Origin of the sequence: Agromyces sp. NPDC057679 (assembly GCF_042799635.1) — a bacterium.
GTDB lineage: Bacteria > Actinomycetota > Actinomycetes > Actinomycetales > Microbacteriaceae > Agromyces.
Window position 1 is genome coordinate 605803 of record NZ_JBHVIK010000002.1, and the last position, 17514, is coordinate 623316.

General features: G+C 72.9%; 15 protein-coding genes. 10 read left to right on the forward strand and 5 right to left on the reverse strand.

The window, feature by feature from the left end:
* The 3 genes from ACFVAJ_RS09740 to ACFVAJ_RS09750 form a co-directional block, all read left to right on the forward strand.
* On the forward strand, positions 1-1810 hold a 1810-nt coding region (locus ACFVAJ_RS09740), incomplete at its 5' end, for a DEAD/DEAH box helicase (protein ID WP_376943547.1).
* 233 nt (positions 1811-2043) lie between these two features.
* Entirely contained in the window at positions 2044-2781 is a 738-nt protein-coding gene (locus tag ACFVAJ_RS09745) for a hypothetical protein (protein WP_376943549.1), read from the forward strand.
* 223 nt (positions 2782-3004) lie between these two features.
* Complete coding sequence (locus ACFVAJ_RS09750; protein WP_376943551.1) at positions 3005-4324, forward strand: MFS transporter; 1320 nt, start codon at positions 3005-3007, stop codon at positions 4322-4324.
* A gap of 123 nt (positions 4325-4447) precedes the next feature.
* Here ACFVAJ_RS09750 and ACFVAJ_RS09755 read toward each other — a convergent pair whose 3' ends face one another.
* The 3 genes from ACFVAJ_RS09755 to ACFVAJ_RS09765 all read right to left on the reverse strand — a co-directional run bounded on the left by ACFVAJ_RS09755 (position 4448) and on the right by ACFVAJ_RS09765 (position 7649).
* Positions 4448-5248, reverse strand: coding sequence for an anti-sigma factor domain-containing protein (locus tag ACFVAJ_RS09755; RefSeq protein WP_376943553.1), 801 nt, complete (start codon positions 5246-5248; stop codon positions 4448-4450).
* Entirely contained in the window at positions 5245-5835 is a 591-nt protein-coding gene (sigK, locus tag ACFVAJ_RS09760; protein WP_376943556.1) for an ECF RNA polymerase sigma factor SigK, read from the reverse strand. Before sigK ends, ACFVAJ_RS09755 begins: the two co-directional genes overlap by 4 nt.
* A 65-nt stretch (positions 5836-5900) precedes the next feature.
* Entirely contained in the window at positions 5901-7649 is a 1749-nt protein-coding gene (locus ACFVAJ_RS09765; RefSeq protein WP_376943558.1) for a cytochrome c biogenesis protein CcdA, read from the reverse strand.
* Positions 7650-7791: 142 nt separating this feature from the next.
* Here ACFVAJ_RS09765 and ACFVAJ_RS09770 point away from each other — a divergent pair, with 142 nt between their 5' ends.
* The 7 genes from ACFVAJ_RS09770 (at position 7792) to paaZ (ending at position 14653) form a co-directional block, all read left to right on the forward strand.
* Complete coding sequence (locus ACFVAJ_RS09770; RefSeq protein WP_376943560.1) at positions 7792-8454, forward strand: fasciclin domain-containing protein; 663 nt, start codon at positions 7792-7794, stop codon at positions 8452-8454.
* A gap of 117 nt (positions 8455-8571) precedes the next feature.
* A complete protein-coding gene (locus tag ACFVAJ_RS09775; RefSeq protein ID WP_376943562.1) occupies positions 8572-8985 on the forward strand; it encodes a DUF4383 domain-containing protein in 414 nt (137 codons plus the stop codon).
* 8 nt (positions 8986-8993) lie between these two features.
* Positions 8994-9566, forward strand: a complete 573-nt coding sequence (locus tag ACFVAJ_RS09780) for a hypothetical protein (protein WP_376943564.1) — start codon at positions 8994-8996, stop codon at positions 9564-9566.
* A 155-nt stretch (positions 9567-9721) separates the two neighbouring features.
* A complete protein-coding gene (locus ACFVAJ_RS09785; RefSeq protein WP_376943566.1) occupies positions 9722-10918 on the forward strand; it encodes an acetyl-CoA C-acyltransferase in 1197 nt (398 codons plus the stop codon).
* Complete coding sequence (locus tag ACFVAJ_RS09790; RefSeq protein ID WP_376943568.1) at positions 10918-11667, forward strand: enoyl-CoA hydratase/isomerase family protein; 750 nt, start codon at positions 10918-10920, stop codon at positions 11665-11667. The genes ACFVAJ_RS09785 and ACFVAJ_RS09790 overlap by 1 nt, the downstream gene beginning before the upstream one ends.
* Positions 11664-12554: a 3-hydroxyacyl-CoA dehydrogenase family protein gene (locus ACFVAJ_RS09795; protein ID WP_376943570.1), complete on the forward strand. Its 891-nt coding sequence runs from the start codon at positions 11664-11666 to the stop codon at positions 12552-12554. The genes ACFVAJ_RS09790 and ACFVAJ_RS09795 overlap by 4 nt, the downstream gene beginning before the upstream one ends.
* A 17-nt stretch (positions 12555-12571) precedes the next feature.
* The gene (paaZ, locus tag ACFVAJ_RS09800) at positions 12572-14653 is read left to right on the forward strand and encodes a phenylacetic acid degradation bifunctional protein PaaZ (protein WP_376943572.1); all 2082 of its coding nucleotides are present in this window, start codon (positions 12572-12574) and stop codon (positions 14651-14653) included.
* A 33-nt stretch (positions 14654-14686) separates the two neighbouring features.
* Here the strand turns inward: paaZ and ACFVAJ_RS09805 are convergent, their stop codons facing one another.
* Together ACFVAJ_RS09805 and ACFVAJ_RS09810 are read right to left on the reverse strand one after the other, a co-directional pair.
* The gene (locus tag ACFVAJ_RS09805; RefSeq protein ID WP_376943574.1) at positions 14687-15238 is read right to left on the reverse strand and encodes a hypothetical protein; all 552 of its coding nucleotides are present in this window, start codon (positions 15236-15238) and stop codon (positions 14687-14689) included.
* Between the two features lie 88 nt (positions 15239-15326).
* Entirely contained in the window at positions 15327-17453 is a 2127-nt protein-coding gene (locus ACFVAJ_RS09810; RefSeq protein WP_376943576.1) for a DEAD/DEAH box helicase, read from the reverse strand.
* Positions 17454-17514: the final 61 nt, after the last annotated feature.

A 17514-nucleotide genomic window follows, 5' to 3' on the forward strand; every position in this document is an offset into this window, starting at 1 on the left:
GTACGACCGCCCGGCGCGTTCCTTCGACCGGAACGACCGCAACGACCGTCCGGCCCGTTCCTACGACCGTGACGACCGTGCGCCGCGTCGCTTCGACCGCGATGACCGTCCTGCGCGTTCGTTCGACCGCAACGACCGCCCGGCGCGTTCCTTCGACCGGAACGACCGCAACGACCGTCCGGCCCGTTCCTACGACCGTGACGACCGTGCGCCGCGTCGCTTCGACCGTGACGACCGTCCTGCGCGTTCGTTCGACCGCAACGACCGCCCGGCGCGCTCCTTCGACCGGAACGACCGCAACGACCGTCCGGCCCGTTCCTACGACCGTGACGACCGTGCGCCGCGTCGCTTCGACCGCGACGAGCGCCCCGCGCGTTCCTTCGACCGCAACGACCGCGGCCCCCGCCGCGAGTTCGACCGTCCCGGCTTCCAGGACTCGGGCCGTCGCCCGTCGAACTTCTACCCGGCTCGCGACGAGGCCCCCCGCTTCTCGGCGAACGACGACGTCGTGCTCGAGCGCCTCGAGGCCGAGGCCATCCAGGCCGGCGACGTCGACGGCGTGAGCTTCGCCGACCTCGGCCTCGGCGGCAACGTCGTCGCCGCCCTCGGCCAGCTCGGCGCCGTGTCGCCGTTCCCGATCCAGGCCGCGACGATCCCCGTCGTGCTCGAGGGTCGCGACGTGCTCGGCCGCGGCAAGACCGGCTCGGGCAAGACGATCGCGTTCGGCGCGCCCGCCGTCGAGCGCCTCATGCAGCTCTGGGCCGCCTCAGGCAAGGCCGGCGGCCGCCGCCAGATGGGCCGCAAGCCCCGCGCCCTCATCCTCGCGCCGACCCGCGAGCTCGCGCTGCAGATCGACCGCACGGTGCAGCCCATCGCGCAGAGCGTCGGCCTCTTCACCACGCAGATCTACGGCGGCGTGCCCCAGGGCCGTCAGGTCGGCGCGCTGCAGCGCGGCGTCGACATCGTGATCGGCACCCCCGGCCGCATCGAGGACCTCATCGAGCAGGGCCGTCTCGACCTCTCCGAGGTCGTCATCACGGTGCTCGACGAGGCCGACCACATGTGCGACCTCGGCTTCCTCGAGCCGGTGCAGCGCATCATCCGCCGCACCGCCGAGGGTGGCCAGAAGCTGCTCTTCTCGGCGACCCTCGACAAGGGCGTCGCGACGCTCGTCGACGAGTTCCTCGTCGAGCCGGCCGTGCACGAGGTCGCCGGCGAAGACCAGGCCTCCTCGACGATCGACCACCGCGTCTTCGTCATCGAGAACCGCGACAAGCGCGACATCGTCGCCGAGCTCGCGAACCGCGAAGGCAAGACGCTCGTCTTCAGCCGCACCCGCGCCTTCGCCGAGGACCTCACCGATCACCTCGAGGACCGCGGCATCCGCGCCGTCGCCCTGCACGGCGACCTCAACCAGTCGCGTCGTACCCGCAACCTGCAGCAGCTCACGAGCGGCCGGGTCGACGTGCTCGTCGCGACCGACGTCGCCGCACGAGGCATCCACGTCGACGACATCGACCTCGTCATCCAGGCCGACGCGCCCGACGAGTACAAGACGTACCTGCACCGCGCCGGCCGCACCGGCCGCGCCGGCAAGCAGGGTCGCGTCGTGACGCTCATCCCGCGCAACCGCCAGCGCCGCCTGAGCGAGCTGCTCGACCGCGCCGAGATCGACGTCGACTTCGTCGACGTGCGCCTCGGCGACGACCTGCACGGCGAGCTCGCCCGCGAAGCGGTCGTCGAGAACCTCGAGGTCGAGGTCGCCGAGGCCGCCGAGCTCGACGAGGTCGCGGAGGCGACCGCCGGCTGAGCCGCGACCGACTGAGGCGAGGGCCCGCATCCGATGGATGCGGGCCCTCGTCGTTCGCGGACGGGTGCTCACCTCATCGCGAGCTTCACCGGCTGAGAGCCGGCGGGTCCAGCGCGCACCGAGGCGCGCCGCATCCCCTCCGTCGCGCGGCGGGCCGCGTCGATACGATGAGCGCGACGCGCGGGGTCGTCGGGTCGGCGACCGGGTTCCGGCGTGAGACCTGGAGGTCGAGCATGAGTGATCCCGGCACCGCGCAGGCTCCGGAACCGGCGCCCGAGCCCGCACCCGCCCCGACCGCCGCCCCGCCGGCGACGGTCAGCCGCACCATGCTCATCTGGTTCGGCATCGGGATCGTCGTGCTCTCGTTCGTCGCGGCGTTCCTCGGGTCGGCGCTCGCCCGTTCGGCCGACAACGTGGATGCGGCCGCCACGCCGACCCCGACGGTCGACGAGGCCGCCTACGAGGAGGCCCTCGAGGAGATCCTCCCGGCGGGCTCGGCCGTGCGGGCGGGCAGCGGGGTTCCCGAGGCGGGCAAGGGGTACGACGGCGACGTCTACATCGACATCACCACCTCCGACGTCTATCTCTTCGAGGGCGGCGAATGGACGCAGGTCGGCAACATCCGCGAGTCCGCCGCCGAGAACCTCACGGGCGAACAGGGGGCGACGGGCGCGACCGGTGCGCAGGGCGACCAAGGCCAGCAGGGCGAGCAGGGTGAGCAGGGCGAGGCCGGGACGCCGGGCACCCAGGTGCTCCTCGGCGTCGGTGCACCCGCCGCTGACACGTGCACCGCGAACGGCGACGTCTACATCGACACCTCGACGGTGCAGTTCTACGAATGCGCCGCCGGCTCGTGGCGGCTCTTCGGCCCGCCGAGCGAGTCGACGCCCGCGCCGTCCGAGCCTCCTGCCGCGAGCGATGCGCCGACCGACGAGGTGCCGTCCGACACGGAGGAGCCCGCCGCGGGCTGACGGCGGCCGACGGCGGCCGACGACGGCGCCGATCGTCCAGGGGACGACGGCGTCGAGTACGCGCATTCCTGCCGGGCTCTCGACCGCCTTCCGCGCGAGCCGCAGGATGCGCTACGCTCTGAAATCCCTACCGAACAATCGGTCAGGAAATACGCGTCCCGCGCGACGAGTCCCGGTCGCGCGGCCGTATCCCCGTCCGCCCCCACAGAACAACGGAGTTCGCATGTCGACCGCTGTCACCGACCCCGCCCCGCCTCGCAGCATCACGGCCGAAGAACGCAAGGTGCTCGCCGGCACCCTCGTCGGCACCTCGATCGAGTGGTACGACTTCTTCATCTACGCGCAGGCCGCCGGCCTCGTACTCGCACCGCTCTTCCTCGCGCCCGTCGCCGAGTCGAACCCGGGCCTCGCCCAGGTGCTCTCGTTCGCGACCATCGGCATCTCGTTCCTCTTCCGCCCGCTCGGCGCCATCGTCGCCGGGCGCCTCGGCGACAAGCTCGGCCGCAAGAAGATGCTCGTCTTCACGCTCGTCATGATGGGCATCTCGACCGCGCTCATCGGCGTGCTGCCGACGTATGCGGCGATCGGCATCGCCGCGCCGATCCTGCTCATCCTGCTTCGCATCCTGCAGGGCTTCTCGGCCGGCGGCGAATGGGGCGGTGCGGCCCTCATGGCGGTCGAGCACGCGCCGAACGCGAAGCGCGGGTTCTTCGGGGCCTTCCCGCAGATCGGCGTGCCGGTCGGCATGATCCTCGCGACCTTCACGCTCTGGGTGCTCACGAGCTCGATGTCGCCCGAGGCGTTCATGGAGTGGGGCTGGCGCATCCCGTTCCTGCTCTCGATCGTGCTGATCGCCGTCGGCTACGTCATCCGCAAGGCCGTCGAGGAGAGCCCCGTCTTCGAGGAGCTGCTGCGCCGCCGCAAGGAGGCCTCGGCCCCGCTCGGCCAGCTCTTCCGCAAGAACACCAAGCAGGTCATCCTCACCGCGGTCATCTTCATCGCGAACAACGCGGCCGGCTACCTGCTCATCGCGTACTTCGCGACCTACGCGACGACGGCGCTCGGCATGGAGCGCCCGGCGGTGCTGCTCGCCACGACGCTCGCCTCGTTCGGCTGGCTCGGCTTCACCCTCTGGGGCGGTCGCATCTCCGACCGGCTCGGCCGCGTGCGCACGTTCCAGATCGGCTACGTGTTCCTCGCCCTCTGGGCGGTGCCGATGTGGTTCCTCATCGACACCGGCGAGATCCTCTGGTACTTCGTCGCGCTGTTCGTGATGACCTTCGGGCTGGGCCTCTCGTACGGCCCGCAGGCCGCGCTCTACGCCGAGATGTTCCCGGCCAACGTGCGCTATTCGGGCGTCTCGATCGGGTACGCGCTCGGCGCGATCCTCGGTGGCGCGTTCGCGCCGATGATCGCCGAGGCGCTCATGAACCAGTTCCACGCCTCGTGGACGATCGGCGTCTACATCGCGATCGCCGCCGTCATCTCGCTCATCGGCGTCTCGCTCGTGAAGGAGACGAAGGACGTCGACCTGCTCGACTGAGACGAGTGCCCGTTCGCGGATGCCTCGGAGCGACCTCGCTCCGGGGCATCCGTCGTTCTGCGGGCTCGCGAGAGACGGGGGCGACGACCCGCTCGCCGACCGCCCGGTGCCGGACCGCCCGGCTCAGGTCTCGATGACCGCGACCGGATCGGTGGTCGGCTGCTCCGAACCGCCGGCGGGTTCGACGGTGAGGCCGACCGCCACCCCCGGCGCGAACTCGCCCTCGAGCAGTCGCCAGGCCTCCTCGCCGTCGACGTCGAAGGTGCCCGCCGACACCGGGCCCGACTCGTCGATGTACCAGAGCTCGTAGGTGCGGTCGTCGCCGACGTCGGGCAGGCCCTCGGCGACGATCGCGCTGCGGCCCTGCTCGGCCGACGAGACGAGGGTCACCTGCCCGCCGCCGGCCACCTCGCTCGTCTGCTGCTCGGCATCGGGGGCCGCGGCGAGCGAGGCCATCTCGCGTTGGGCGCCCCAGCCGTTCGGCCCCGCCCAGTTCGCACCGATGACGACACCGGCGAGGAGCAGCAGGACCGCCGCGGCCGACGACAGCGCGACGGCGAGTCGCCGTCGGCGGCGACGTCGGACGGCGAGTTCATCGATCGGTGGCACGGGTTCGGCCGGCGCGATCGGAGCGTCGTCGTCCACGGCGGCGCCCGCCGCCTCGGCGGGCCGCTCCTGCGGGGCGTCGTCGAGCCGGGCGAACAGCCCGGCCTTCACGCTCGGCGGCGGCGCGACCGGCGGCAGCGACTCGCCGAGCGAGCTCGCGGCGACGCGGAACGCCTCGACCTCGCCTTGGAGCTCGGGCGAGCGGGCCAGGGCTTCCTCGAACCGGGCGCGTTCGTCGTCGTCGAGCGCGCCGAGGGCGTATGCGGGCGCCAGCTCGCGCAGCTCGTCCTCGGCTCGTCCGTCGTCGTCCGGGCTCATGTCGTCACCCCCAGCAATGCGCGCAATCGGATCATCCCATCCCGCAACCGGGTCTTCACCGTACCGAGCGGCAGGCCGAGGCGCTCGGCGATCTCCGACTGGGTGCATCCGCCGTAGTAGGCCAGGGCGAGGCACTCGCGCTGCGCGGCGCTGAGTTCGGCGAACGCGCCCGAGACGCGCTCGTGCTCGACGGCGATCTCGGCCGCTTCGGCGACCTCGTCGACCGGAACGTCGAGGTCGCGGAGGCCGGCCTTCAGGTCGCGATCGTGGGAGGCCTGGGCCGAGCGCACGCGGTCGACGGCGCGACGGTGGGCGAGGGTGAGGAGCCACGCCGCTGCGGCACCTCTCGCCGGGTCGAACCTGGCCGCGGTCTGCCATGCCTCGAGGAACACGTCCTGCGTCACCTCCTCGGCCTGAGCGGCGTCGATGAGCACGCGTCGGACGAGCCCGAACACGCGCGCGGCGGTCTCGTCGTAGAACCGGCCGAAGGCCTCGCGGTCGCCGGACGCGGTCGCGACGAGCAGCTCGTCGAGCGTCGCCGGGTGCGACGCTGGATGCTCCCCGGAGTCGGCCACGCGATCCAGCATGCCAGAACGGCGGTGTGCGAGCCCGTCCCGACGGGACGATGCGTCGTGGGATGCGATGGCATGGATCATCCGAACGTGAAGGAGAAGGCCTCGACCCCGGCGGGGATCTCGACGGTGAGCGAGCCGGTGCCCGAGGCATCCGATTCGTGCAGTGCATACGACCGCGGCACGCCCGTGACCTCGATCCGCTCCTCGCGATCTCCATCCCGGACCAGGACGGCACCCTCGCCGGCGAGCACCATCCGCACCTCGCGGGCGGTGTACTCCAGGCGTACGGATGCCTCGTCGGCACCGGAGGCGGGCGTGATCGACTGGGTGCCGAGCGCCCAGTCGCCCGCGAGGGCGAAGCTGTCGCGGGGCTGGTCCGCCGGCAGCGCGAAGCTCGTCGTCGCGCGGCGGTAGGCCTCGTCGCCCGCGAAGTTCACCTGCTTGGTCGTGCCGAGGTAGGTCTCGGGGGTGGTCGCCCCCGCCGCGGGGGTCTCGTCGGCGAGATCCGTCGGGGCCGGAAGTGCGACGTCGGGCTGCGCGTCGGCGAGGAGTTCGCGGATCAGCTGCTCGGTGCGCTCGTAGTGGCCCTCGCCGAACGCGACCTGCCGCACGGTGCCGTTCGCGTCGATCAGGTAGTGGGCGGGCCAGTAGCGGTTGCGGTAGTTCGTCCAGGTCGCGAGCGAGTTGTCGAGCGCGACCGGGTAGTCGATGCCGGACGCCTCGATGCCGGCGGCCACGTTCCGAGGCTCCTTCTCGAAGGCGTACTCGGGCGAATGGATGCCCACGACCGAGAGCCCGGCGTCGCGATAGGCCTCGTCCCACGCGACGACGTGGGGGATCGAGCGCTGGCAGTTGATGCAGGAGTAGGCCCAGAAGTCGATGAGCACGACGCGACCGCGAAGTGCCTCGAGGTCGACGGATGTCCCGTCGTCGGTGTTGAACCACTGCTGGATGCCCCGGATCGACGGTGCCGTGCCGCACGACTCGAGCTCGGCCGCACCGTTCGTGCACTTCGACAGCTCTCGGTTCTCGTCGGTGACGAGGCCGCCCAGGTCGAGCGCCTCGGTCACCTCCTCGGAGTCGGCGAGCTGCTGCTGCAGCTCGGCCGTGTAGTCGGGGACGAGTCGCTGCAGGAGCTGCGGAAGGTTGAAGGCGAGGCCGACTGCGAGGGCGATCATGACGACGCCGCCGGTGATGCGGATGCCCCGCTGGTGGCGGCGGAAGGTCGCGAGCCGCTCGGCCATGCCGCGCCCCGCGAGCGCGAAGAACAGGAGCGGCGCGGCGGCGCCGATGGCGAACGAGAGGGTCAGCACGACGGTCTCGACGCCGACGCGGCCGGTCGAACCGGCGACGGTGATCGCCGCGAGCACGGGCCCGGCGCACGGCACGTACACCGCGCCGAGCGCGAAGCCGAGGCCGAACCCGCCGCGGTCGGTGCCGACCGCCTTGCGCGGGATCCACGAGAACGGGCGCTCGAGCAGCTCCTCGAAGCGCGGCACGATGAGGCCGATGCCGATGAGGGCGAGCACGACGAGGCCGGCCCAGCGGAGCACGTCCTGCGGGAGGCCGAGCAGGCCGAGCAGCAGCGATCCGACGAGGGTGACGAGGCTGAAGCTCACCACGAGGCCGGCGATGACGAGGTAGGGGCGCCAGCGGCTCGGCGAGCGAGGCGCGTCGGCGGACGTGCCCTGCGCGCCGCCGGGCCCCCCGCCGCGTGCGCTCTGGGCGCCGCCGGAGAGGAGGATGACGGGCAGCACCGGCAGGATGCACGGCGAGATGCCGGTGATCAGGCCGCCGGCGAGTCCGATGAGGGCGAGAGCGAGCACGGGTACCTCGTTTCGTGGGTCGAACGTGATTCGGAGCCGTCGGTCGAAGCGATTGGCCGAAGAAGTTCCAATCCGCGTCGCCGCAGCCTCCGAATCCCTCCTGACGGCCCGCTCGGGGCCGCGCATTCGAAGGAGGAGATCCATGCGATCCATCCGCAGCACTCGAACAGCTCTCGCCGTGTTCTCGATCACGGCCGTCGCCGCACTCGGCCTCGCCGGCTGCAGCATGGGCGGCACCGCCGCCGAGTCCGAGGAGCCCGCCATGTCGGAGGAGGCGACGCCGAGCGAGGCGCCCATGGAGGCCGACCCGGCCGCCGACCTCGTCGGACCCGGTTGCGCCGGCTACGCCGAACAGGTGCCCGACGGCCCCGGCTCGGTGGTCGGCATGTCCCAGGACCCGGTCGCCGTCGCCGCCTCGAACAACCCGCTCCTGACGACCCTGGTCGCCGCGGTGTCAGGGCAGCTGAATCCGGAGGTCGACCTCGTCGACACGCTGAACGGCGACGAGTTCACCGTCTTCGCGCCCGTCGACGACGCCTTCGCGAAGATCGACCCCGCCACGATCGACTCGCTGAAGACCGACGCGGCGACGCTGACGTCGATCCTCACGTACCACGTCGTGCCCGGTCAGCTCTCGCCCGATGAGGTGGTCGGAACGCAGACCACCGTGCAGGGCGGGACGGTCGAGGTCACGGGCTCGGGCGACGAGCTCATGGTGAACGACGCGGCCGTGATCTGCGGCGGCGTGCACACCGCGAACGCGACCGTCTACCTCGTCGACTCGGTGCTGATGCCGGCGATGTGAGGTCCCCGGTCGCCGCTCGGCCGTCTGCCGCCCGACCCGACGGGTGGCGATCCGGTGCGGCGACCGGTTCCGGATCCCATCCGACGCGGCATCCGCCGCTAACTCCCAGGAGGAATCATGCGCAACTCACCGAACCGAATCGTCGCCGCCGTCTTCGGCGCGGTCTACCTGCTCGTCGGACTGCTCGGCTTCGCCGTCACCGGCGGGATGGACTTCATCTCGACCCAGGGCGGCCTGCTGCTGGGCGTCTTCGCGGTCAACCCGCTGCACAACGTGGCTCACCTGCTGATCGGCGGCGCTCTGCTCATCGCCGGACTCGTGAGCGCCCGCGCCGCGAAGACCGTCAACACCGTCGTCGGCGCGGCCTACCTGCTGCTCGGCATCGTCGGATTCTTCCTCGCGGGCACCGCGGCGAACATCCTCGCGCTGAACACGTCCGACCACTTCCTGCATCTCGCGAGCGCGCTGGTGCTGCTCGGCGTCGGGCTCGGCACCGAACGCGCGGGGGCGACCCGCGCCGTCACGGCGTAGGGGCCGGGATGTCGTCGCGGTCGCGGCTGCCCGGCCTGGTACGCGGCTGGCCCATGCTCGCCGCGCTCGGGGCCGGACTCGTGCTGACCGCGACGGCCGCGGGGGCCGTCGCGAGCGCGAGCGGCGCCGCCGGTGACGCAGGGGGAACCGGCATCGGCGGTGCCGCGGCGGGGGCCGTCCTGGCCGGGTGCGGTCTCGCCGCACTCGGCTGGGCCGTGCTCGCGCTGCGCGAGGGGCGCGCGACGGCGCCGCATGCGACCCTCGCCACGGCGATGGGGGTGCTCGCGGCCTCGGGCGCGCTGCTCGCCACGGGGTGGGCCGCTCCGCTCGGCGTCGCCGTGCTGCCGCTCCTCGCCGCAGATCTCTTCATCGTGGTGGTCGCGATCGGCGCCGCGAGCGAGGTGCGTCGGGCTCGTCGAGGTGCTCGCAGCAGCGCGCCCGAGCGGAGCACGCTCGTGGGCCTCGTCGTGGGCGCCGCCCTCGTCGCGGCGCTCGCGACGCCCGCACTCGCCGGCACCGCGGCGGGTGAGCTCGCGGTCCCGCACGGCGAGCTGCACGTTCCGGGGCACCGGCACCCGTGAGCATCCCGGCTCCGGCCGCCGAGTGGCGGACGGGGCATCCGTTTGCCATAATTACTACCTGAACGGTCGGTCAGGAATTCCGACCGTGCGGATGCCGCGAACCCCTGCCTACGCTGGGAGCAGCGTTCTCGAAGACAGTGCGGTCAGGAGTGAACATGGCAGAGGCCTTTCTCGTCGGCGGGGTGCGCACCCCGGTCGGCCGTTACGGCGGCGCGCTCGCGGGCGTGCGACCCGACGACCTCGCGGCGCTCGTCGTCGGCGAGGCCGTGCGACGCGCTGGACTCGACGTCGCCGGAGAACTCGGCGCGATCGACGAGGTCATCCTCGGCGCGGCGAACCAGGCCGGCGAGGACAACCGCAACGTCGCGCGCATGGCGGTGCTGCTCGCAGGGCTGCCCGACGAGGTGCCCGGCGTCACGGTGAACCGCCTCTGCGCCTCGGGCATGTCGGCCATCACCATGGCCGCGCAGGCGGTGCGCGCGGGTGACGCCGACCTCGTCCTCGCGGGCGGCGTCGAGTCGATGACCCGTGCGCCCTGGGTGCAGCAGAAGCCCGAGCGAGCCTTCGCCAAGCCCGGTGCGCAGTACGACACCTCGATCGGCTGGCGGTTCCCGAACCCGAAGCTCCTCGCCCGCGACAAGGCCACCTTCTCGATGCCCGAGACGGCCGAGGAGGTCGCCCGCGTCGACGGCATCACCCGCGAGGACGCCGACGCCTTCGCGCTGCGCTCCCAGCAGCGGGCCGTCGCAGCCATCGCGGCCGGACGATTCGAGGCCGAGATCGTCGGCGTGCCGACGCACCGCGGCGAGGTGCTCGTCGACGAGGGCCCGCGCCCCGAGACCACCCTCGAGGTGCTCGCGGGGCTCCGGCCCGTCGTCGCGGGCGGGTCGGTCGTCACCGCCGGCAACTCGAGCGCCCTGAACGACGGCGCGAGCGCGATCTTCGTCGCGAGCGCCGCGGCGGTCGAACGCTACGGGCTCACGCCCCGCGCGCGCATCGTCGTCGGCACCTCGGCCGGGCTCGCCCCCGAGATCATGGGCCTCGGGCCCGTTCCCGCGACCGAGAAGGCGCTCGAGCGGGCGGGGCTCGACCTCGACGAGATCGGCTCGGTCGAGCTCAATGAGGCGTTCGCGACGCAGTCGCTCGCCTCGATGCGGCGCCTCGGGCTCGACCCCGAGCGGGTGAACGCCGACGGCGGCGCGATCGCCCTGGGGCATCCGCTCGGCTCGTCGGGCTCGCGCCTCGTCGTGACGCTGCTCGGCCGCATGGAGCGCGAGGGCTCGCGCTACGGCCTCGCCACCATGTGCGTCGGCGTCGGCCAGGGCAGCGCCCTCATCGTGGAGCGCGTCTGATGGGGGCGGATGCCACGGGGCCGCTCCTCGTCGAACGGCACGACGACCGCGTCGTCGCCACGCTCAACCGACCCGACAAGCGCAACGCGATCGACCAGTCGACGATCGACGCCCTGCACGTGCTCTGCGCCGAGCTCGAGGCGATCCCGCGCACGCTCATCCTCACCGGCGCCGGGGGAGTGTTCGCCTCGGGCGCCGACATCGCCCAGCTGCGCGATCGCCGTGCCGACGACGCCCGCGCCGGCATCAACGCGAACGCCTTCGTGCGCATCGCGCTGCTGCCGATGCCCGTGATCGCCGCGCTCGACGGCTACGCGCTCGGGGGCGGCGCCGAACTCGCGTACGCCGCCGACCTCCGCATCGCGACGCCCTCATTGAAGATCGGCAACCCCGAGACCGGCCTCGGCATCATCGCCGCCGCTGGCGCGAGCTGGCGCCTCAAGGAGATCGTCGGCGACGCCCGGGCGATCGAGCTGCTGCTCACGGGGCGAACGATCGGCGCCGACGAGGCGCAGGAGATCGGGCTCGTGAGCGAGGTGCACCCCGCCGACGAACTGCTGCCCGCAGCGCACGCCATCGCGGACCGCATCGCCCGCAACGACCGGGCCGCGACGATGGCGACCAAGCGCGTGTTCCGCGCGCCGCGCGAGGCGCACCCCGCGGTCGACCTCGAGGAGCAGGCCGTGCTCTTCGAGAGCCCCGAGAAGATGCGCCGCATGACCGAGTTCCTCGAGAGGAAGCAGAAGTGAGCGACGTGCACGAACAGGGTTCCACGACCGCGGCCGGCGCGCCCGCCGCCGTCGGCGTGCTCGGCGGCGGCCGGATGGGCGCGGGGATCGCGCACGCGTTCCTGCTCGCAGGCTCGCGGGTCACGGTCGTCGAGCGCGACGCCGACGCCGCGGCGGCGGCCGCGCAGCGCGTGCTCGACTCGGTCGAGGCCTCGGTCGCGCGCGGCACCGCCGACGAGGATGCCGCGGCCTACGCCGCCCGCTTCGCCACGAGCACCGACGTCACCGACTTCGCGAGCTGCGGACTCGTCGTCGAGGCCGTGCCCGAGGACCTCGAGCTCAAGATCGACGCGCTCACCCGGGTCGAGCGCGTGCTCGCCCCCGAGGCGGCGCTCGCGTCGAACACCTCCTCGATCTCGATCGACCAGCTCGCGGCACTGCTCGACCGGCCGGCGCGCTTCGTCGGCATGCACTTCTTCAACCCGGTGCCGGCGTCGACCCTCGTCGAGATCGTGCGCGGCGAGGCATCCGACCCGGCGCTCGTCGACGAGGCGCGCGGCTGGGTGCGAGCGATCGGCAAGACGCCCATCGTCGTCGCGGATGCCCCGGGCTTCGCCTCGTCGCGCCTCGGCGTGATGCTCGGGCTCGAGGCCATCCGCATGCTCGAGGAGGGCGTCGCGTCCGCCGAGGACATCGACGCCGCGATGACCCTCGGCTACAAGCACCCCGTCGGTCCGCTGAAGCTGACCGACCTCGTCGGCCTCGACGTGCGGCTCGGCATCGCCGAGTACCTCGCGCAGACGCTCGGCGACCGATTCGAACCGCCCGCCCTGCTGCGACGCATGGTCGCCGAGGGCAAGCTCGGCCGCAAGAGCGGCGAGGGCTTCTACCAGTGGGATGCCTCGTGAGGCATGAAGGGAACACGATGACCGAGATCCTGCCGAGCTACGTCACCGGAGAGTGGTGGACGCCCGAGGCGTCCACTGCAGCCACTGCGACCGAGGTGCGCGACGCCTCGACCGGCGAGGTCGTCGCACGCGTCTCGACCGAGGGGCTCGACCTCGGCGCCGCGCTCGAGTACGCCCGCACCGTCGGCCAGGCCTCGCTCGGCGAGCTCACGTTCCACCAGCGCGCTGTGCTGCTCAAGCAGATGGCCCTCGCGCTGACCGAGCGCAAGCCCGAGCTGTACGCGCTGTCGAGCCGCACCGGCGCCACGAAGTCGGACTCGTGGGTCGACATCGACGGCGGCATCGGCGTGCTCTTCACCTTCTCGGGCAAGGGCCGTCGCGAGATGCCGAACGCGAAGGTCTACCTCGACGGTGCGGTCGAGAACCTCTCGAAGGACGGCTCATTCCTCGGCCGGCATATCTACACCCGCCTGCCCGGCGTCGCCGTGCAGATCAACGCCTTCAACTTCCCGGTGTGGGGCTCGCTCGAGAAGTTCGCACCTGCCTTCCTCGCCGGCATGCCCACGGTCGTGAAGCCCGCGACCCCGACCGGCTACCTCGCCGAGCACATGGTGCGCATCCTCGTCGAGTCGGGCCTGCTGCCCGAGGGCTCGCTGCAGCTCGTCTCCGGCAGCGTGCCGACGCTCTTCGACCACCTGCGGCTCGGCGACCTCGTCGCGTTCACGGGTTCGGCGTCGACGGCCGAGCGCCTGCGCGCCCACGACGCGGTGCAGACCGGCGGGGTGCGCTTCACGAGCGAGACCGACTCGATCAACGCGTCGATCCTCGGCACCGACGCCGTCGCCGGCACCCCCGAGTTCGACGCGTACGTCAAGCAGCTCGTCGTCGAGATGACGACGAAGGCGGGGCAGAAGTGCACGGCGATCCGCCGGGCGATCGTGCCCGAGGCCTCCGTCGACGCCGTCATCGACGCGGTGCGCGCCCGCATCGCCGAACGCGTCGTCGTCGGCGACCCGCGCGCCGAGGGCGTCACCATGGGCCCGCTCGCCTCGACCGCCCAGCGCGACGAGGTGCTGCGCCAGGTCGGCCGGCTCACCGCCGCGGGCGGCGAGCTCGTCATCGGGTCGACGGATGCCCCGGCGGTCGCCCTCGCCGACGGCTCGACCGGCACGGCGCCCGACGGCGCGTTCGTCGCGCCGATGCTGCTGCGCTTCGCCGATGCGCAGAGCGCCGCGCTGCACGAGGTCGAGGCCTTCGGCCCGGTGTCGTCGATCGTCGGCTACGGCTCGCTCGCCGAAGCCTCGGCGCTCGTCGCCCGCGGCGGCGGTTCGCTCGTCACGAGCGTCGCGACCTACGACCCCGCGGTCGCCGTGGAGCTGGCGTCGGGGATCGCCGCGTACAACGGCCGGGTGCTCTTCCTCGACCGCGACGACGCCCGCACCTCGACCGGTCACGGGTCGCCGCTGCCGAACCTCGTGCACGGCGGCCCCGGCCGAGCCGGCGGCGGCGAGGAGCTCGGCGGCATCCGTGCGGTGCTGCACCACATGCAGCGCACCGCCGTGCAGGGTTCGCCCGAGATGCTCACCGCGCTCACCGGCGTCTGGCACCGGGGCGCGTCGTCGCAGGCCGACGGCGTCCACCCCTTCCGCAAGTCGCTCGCCGAGCTGCGGCTCGGCGACCAGGTCGTGAGCGGCTCGCGCACGGTCACGCTCGAGGACATCGAGACCTTCGCGAACTTCACGGGCGACACCTTCTACGCCCACATGGACGAGGAGGCCGCGGCGGCCAACCCGTTCTTCCCGGGCCGGGTGGCGCACGGGTACCTGCTCGTCTCGTGGGCGGCGGGTCTCTTCGTCGACGCCGCGCCCGGGCCGGTGCTCGCGAACTACGGCCTCGAGAACCTGCGCTTCGTGACGCCGGTCTCGCCGGGCGATGCGATCCGCGTCGAGCTCACGGCCAAGCAGATCACGCCCCGCGAGACCGACGAGTACGGCGAGGTGCGGTGGGACGCGGTGCTTCGCAACCAGAACGACGAGCTCGTCGCGTCGTACGACGTGCTGACGCTGGTCGCGAAGGAGCAGGCGCCCACGGCGAGCTGACCCCGCCTGCCGGCGGTCGGCTCGCCGGCCCGGTCACATGCCGGGGTGCCCGCTGCAGTCGACGGTGGCTTCGTCGGTGGAGCCCTCGGCGTAGTAGTCGTCGGACGCGACCCGCTTGCTGCCGAAGGTCATCGTGCACGACAGCGAGTCCGAAGCGCTCGCCGTGAAGGTCCACGGCTCGCTGGCGGTCTGCGTGCCGCAGTCCGACTGCATCAGCACGACGACGGGGCCGACCGCCTGCGTCGTGCGGACGACGGGGTCGGCACCGGGGCGGAAGGCGGTGTACTCGATCTCGATCGGCGTGGTGTCGTCGTTGGTCGTGACGACGAGGGTGACGACGCCGAACTCGCTCGGATCGGCGGGGCAATCGCCGTCGACGGTCGGCACGACGGTGAGCCCCGGCGCGGCGAGCGTTCCGCCGTCGGAGGAGTCGGGCGTCGGCGTGGGCGTCGGGGAGGCGGTCACGGCGGGCGGCGTCGTCTCCGCGGTGACGGGACCGGCCGAGGTGCAGCCGGTCAGGAGCGCGGCGGCGGCGAGGAGCGACGAGACCGCGAGCAGGGTTCGGGTCGGACGGAGTTCGGGCACGTCGCCATCGTAGGGGCGCCCCGTCGTCGAAGGCGAGGGCGGATTCGGCCTGCGCGCAGCGGGCGGGCCCGAGCGCGGCCGCCCGGCCTCAGCCGCGCAGGGCGAGCGAGAACGGCAGCACCCCGGTGGCGCCGGCGAGGCGCAGTTCGCGGGCGGCGATCGTGAGAGTCCACCGGCTGTCGGCGAGGTCGTCGACGAGCAGGACCGGCCCGGCAGGTACCTCGAGTCCGGCGGCCGAGAACCGGCCCCAGACGCCGGCGAGCCGGAACGCGCTGTTGCCGCCGGGCTGCCCGCTCGGCCCGCCGTCGACGGGTTCGAGCGCGCCGAGGTAGGGGAGCCGGCCGATCTCGGCGAGGCCGCGGGCGAGCGAGTCGACGAGCAGGGGCTTCGACCGCGACGGCATCGCGACGACCGCGACCGGCCGCTCGCTCCAGCCCCAGTCGGCGAGCACCCGCACGCAGGCGGCGAGCAGCTGCGGCGACAGCGGCGCATCGGGAGCGCCCGCGGCGAAGACCTCGCGGAGGGCGCCGCCCCAGCCGAGGTCGGTGAGCCGGGCGAGGGCTCGCCCTTCGCCGGCCTGCTCGGCGGGGGAGATGCGGCCCTTCACGGGCACCCCGAGCCGGTCGGCGCCGGTGGGCCAGGCGCGCCGCGGCTCGATCGGAACACCGACCCGGTCGAGGGCCTTCGCCGCGGTCGCCGAGGCCTCGGCGCCGATCGTGGTCGGAAACCAGACGCCCGCGCAGTTGTCGCAGCGCCCGCAGGGCGCCGCCGTCGCGTCGTCGAGCGAGCGCTGCAGGAACTCCATGCGGCAGCCGTCGGTGGTCTCGTACTCGATCATGTGCTGCTGCTCGGCGAGGCGTTCGGCGGCGATGCGGCGATAGCGCTCCTCGTCGTAGACCCAGGGCTCGCCGGTCGCGACCCAGCCGCCCTGCACCCGCCGCACCGCTCCGTCGACGTCGAGCACCTTCAGCAGCAGCTCGAGCGGGGTGCGTCGGATGTCGACCATCGCCTCGAGCGCGGGCGTCGAGACCGGCGCGTCGGAGAGGGCTGCGATCACCCGTTCAGCCCGCTCGCGGTCGGGCATCGAGGCGGTCGCGAAGTAGTGCCAGATCTCGCGGTCCTCGACGCCGGGCAGCAGCAGCACGTCGGCCGACTCGGTCGCGCGGCCCGCGCGGCCCACCTGCTGGTAGTACGCGACCGGCGACGACGGCGCCCCGAGGTGCAGCACGAAGCCGAGGTCGGGCTTGTCGAAGCCCATGCCGAGGGCGCTCGTCGCGACGAGCGCCTTGACCTCGTTGCGCTTCAGCATGCCCTCGGACTCGGCCCGCTCGTCGGGGTCGGTCTGCCCGGTGTACGCGCGCACCTCGTGCCCGCGCTCGCGCAGCAGGCGTGCGGTGTCGTTCGCCGCCGCCACCGTCAGCGTGTAGATGATGCCCGAGCCCGGCAGCTCGTCGAGGTGCCCGACGAGCCACGCGAGCCGGCTCGCCGAGTCGGGCAGCCGCAGCACGCCGAGCCGCAGCGAGGTGCGCGCGAGGGGCCCGCGAATGGTGACGACGTCGCCGACGGCGCCGTCGGGCGAGCCGGATGCCTCGCCGCCGAGCTGTTCGGCGACGTCGGCCACCACGCGGCTGTTCGCCGTCGCGGTGGTGGCGAGCACGGGCACCTCGGCCGGCATCTGCGCGATGAGCTCGCGGAGGCGCCGGTAGTCGGGGCGGAAGTCGTGGCCCCAGTCGCTGATGCAGTGCGCCTCGTCGACGACGAGCATGCCGATGCGCCGTACGAGGGCGGGCAGCTGCTCGTCGCGGAACGCGGGGTTGTTGAGCCGCTCGGGCGAGACGAGCAGCACGTCGACCTCGTCGCGGTCGAGCCGGGCGAGCACCTCGCCCCATTCGTGCGGGTTGGTCGAGTTGATGGCCACGGCCCGCACCCCGGCCCGTTCGGCCGCGGCGATCTGGTCGCGCATGAGCGCGAGCAGCGGCGACACGAGCACCGTGGGCCCGCCGCCCCGGCGGCGCAGCAGCAGGGTCGCGACGAAGTACACGGCCGACTTGCCCCAGCCGGTGCGCTGCACGACGAGGGCACGGCGCCGGCCCTCGACGAGCGCCTCGATCGCCTCGAACTGCCCGTCGTGGAACTCGGCGTCGTCGCGCCCGACGAGCTCGCGCAGCGCCTCGAGTGCAGCGGTTCGGGTGTCGGTCTCGGCCGGCGACGTCATGCCCTCCAGCCTGCCCGATGCCGCCGACAGCGCGGGTGCCGATCCGGCCGGGCGGCACTGG

Bases quoted from the DNA above. Each gene is read 5' to 3' on its own strand.
- ACFVAJ_RS09745 (WP_376943549.1), top strand. From the start codon at position 2,044: ATGAGTGATCCCGGCACCGCGCAGGCTCCGGAACCGGCGCCCGAGCCC.
- ACFVAJ_RS09750 (WP_376943551.1), top strand. From the start codon at position 3,005: ATGTCGACCGCTGTCACCGACCCCGCCCCGCCTCGCAGCATCACGGCC.
- ACFVAJ_RS09755 (WP_376943553.1), bottom strand. From the start codon at position 5,248: ATGAGCCCGGACGACGACGGACGAGCCGAGGACGAGCTGCGCGAGCTG.
- sigK (WP_376943556.1), bottom strand. From the start codon at position 5,835: ATGCTGGATCGCGTGGCCGACTCCGGGGAGCATCCAGCGTCGCACCCG.
- ACFVAJ_RS09770 (WP_376943560.1), top strand. From the start codon at position 7,792: ATGCGATCCATCCGCAGCACTCGAACAGCTCTCGCCGTGTTCTCGATC.
- ACFVAJ_RS09775 (WP_376943562.1), top strand. From the start codon at position 8,572: ATGCGCAACTCACCGAACCGAATCGTCGCCGCCGTCTTCGGCGCGGTC.
- ACFVAJ_RS09780 (WP_376943564.1), top strand. From the start codon at position 8,994: ATGTCGTCGCGGTCGCGGCTGCCCGGCCTGGTACGCGGCTGGCCCATG.
- ACFVAJ_RS09785 (WP_376943566.1), top strand. From the start codon at position 9,722: ATGGCAGAGGCCTTTCTCGTCGGCGGGGTGCGCACCCCGGTCGGCCGT.
- ACFVAJ_RS09790 (WP_376943568.1), top strand. From the start codon at position 10,918: ATGGGGGCGGATGCCACGGGGCCGCTCCTCGTCGAACGGCACGACGAC.
- paaZ (WP_376943572.1), top strand. From the start codon at position 12,572: ATGACCGAGATCCTGCCGAGCTACGTCACCGGAGAGTGGTGGACGCCC.
- ACFVAJ_RS09810 (WP_376943576.1), bottom strand. From the start codon at position 17,453: ATGACGTCGCCGGCCGAGACCGACACCCGAACCGCTGCACTCGAGGCG.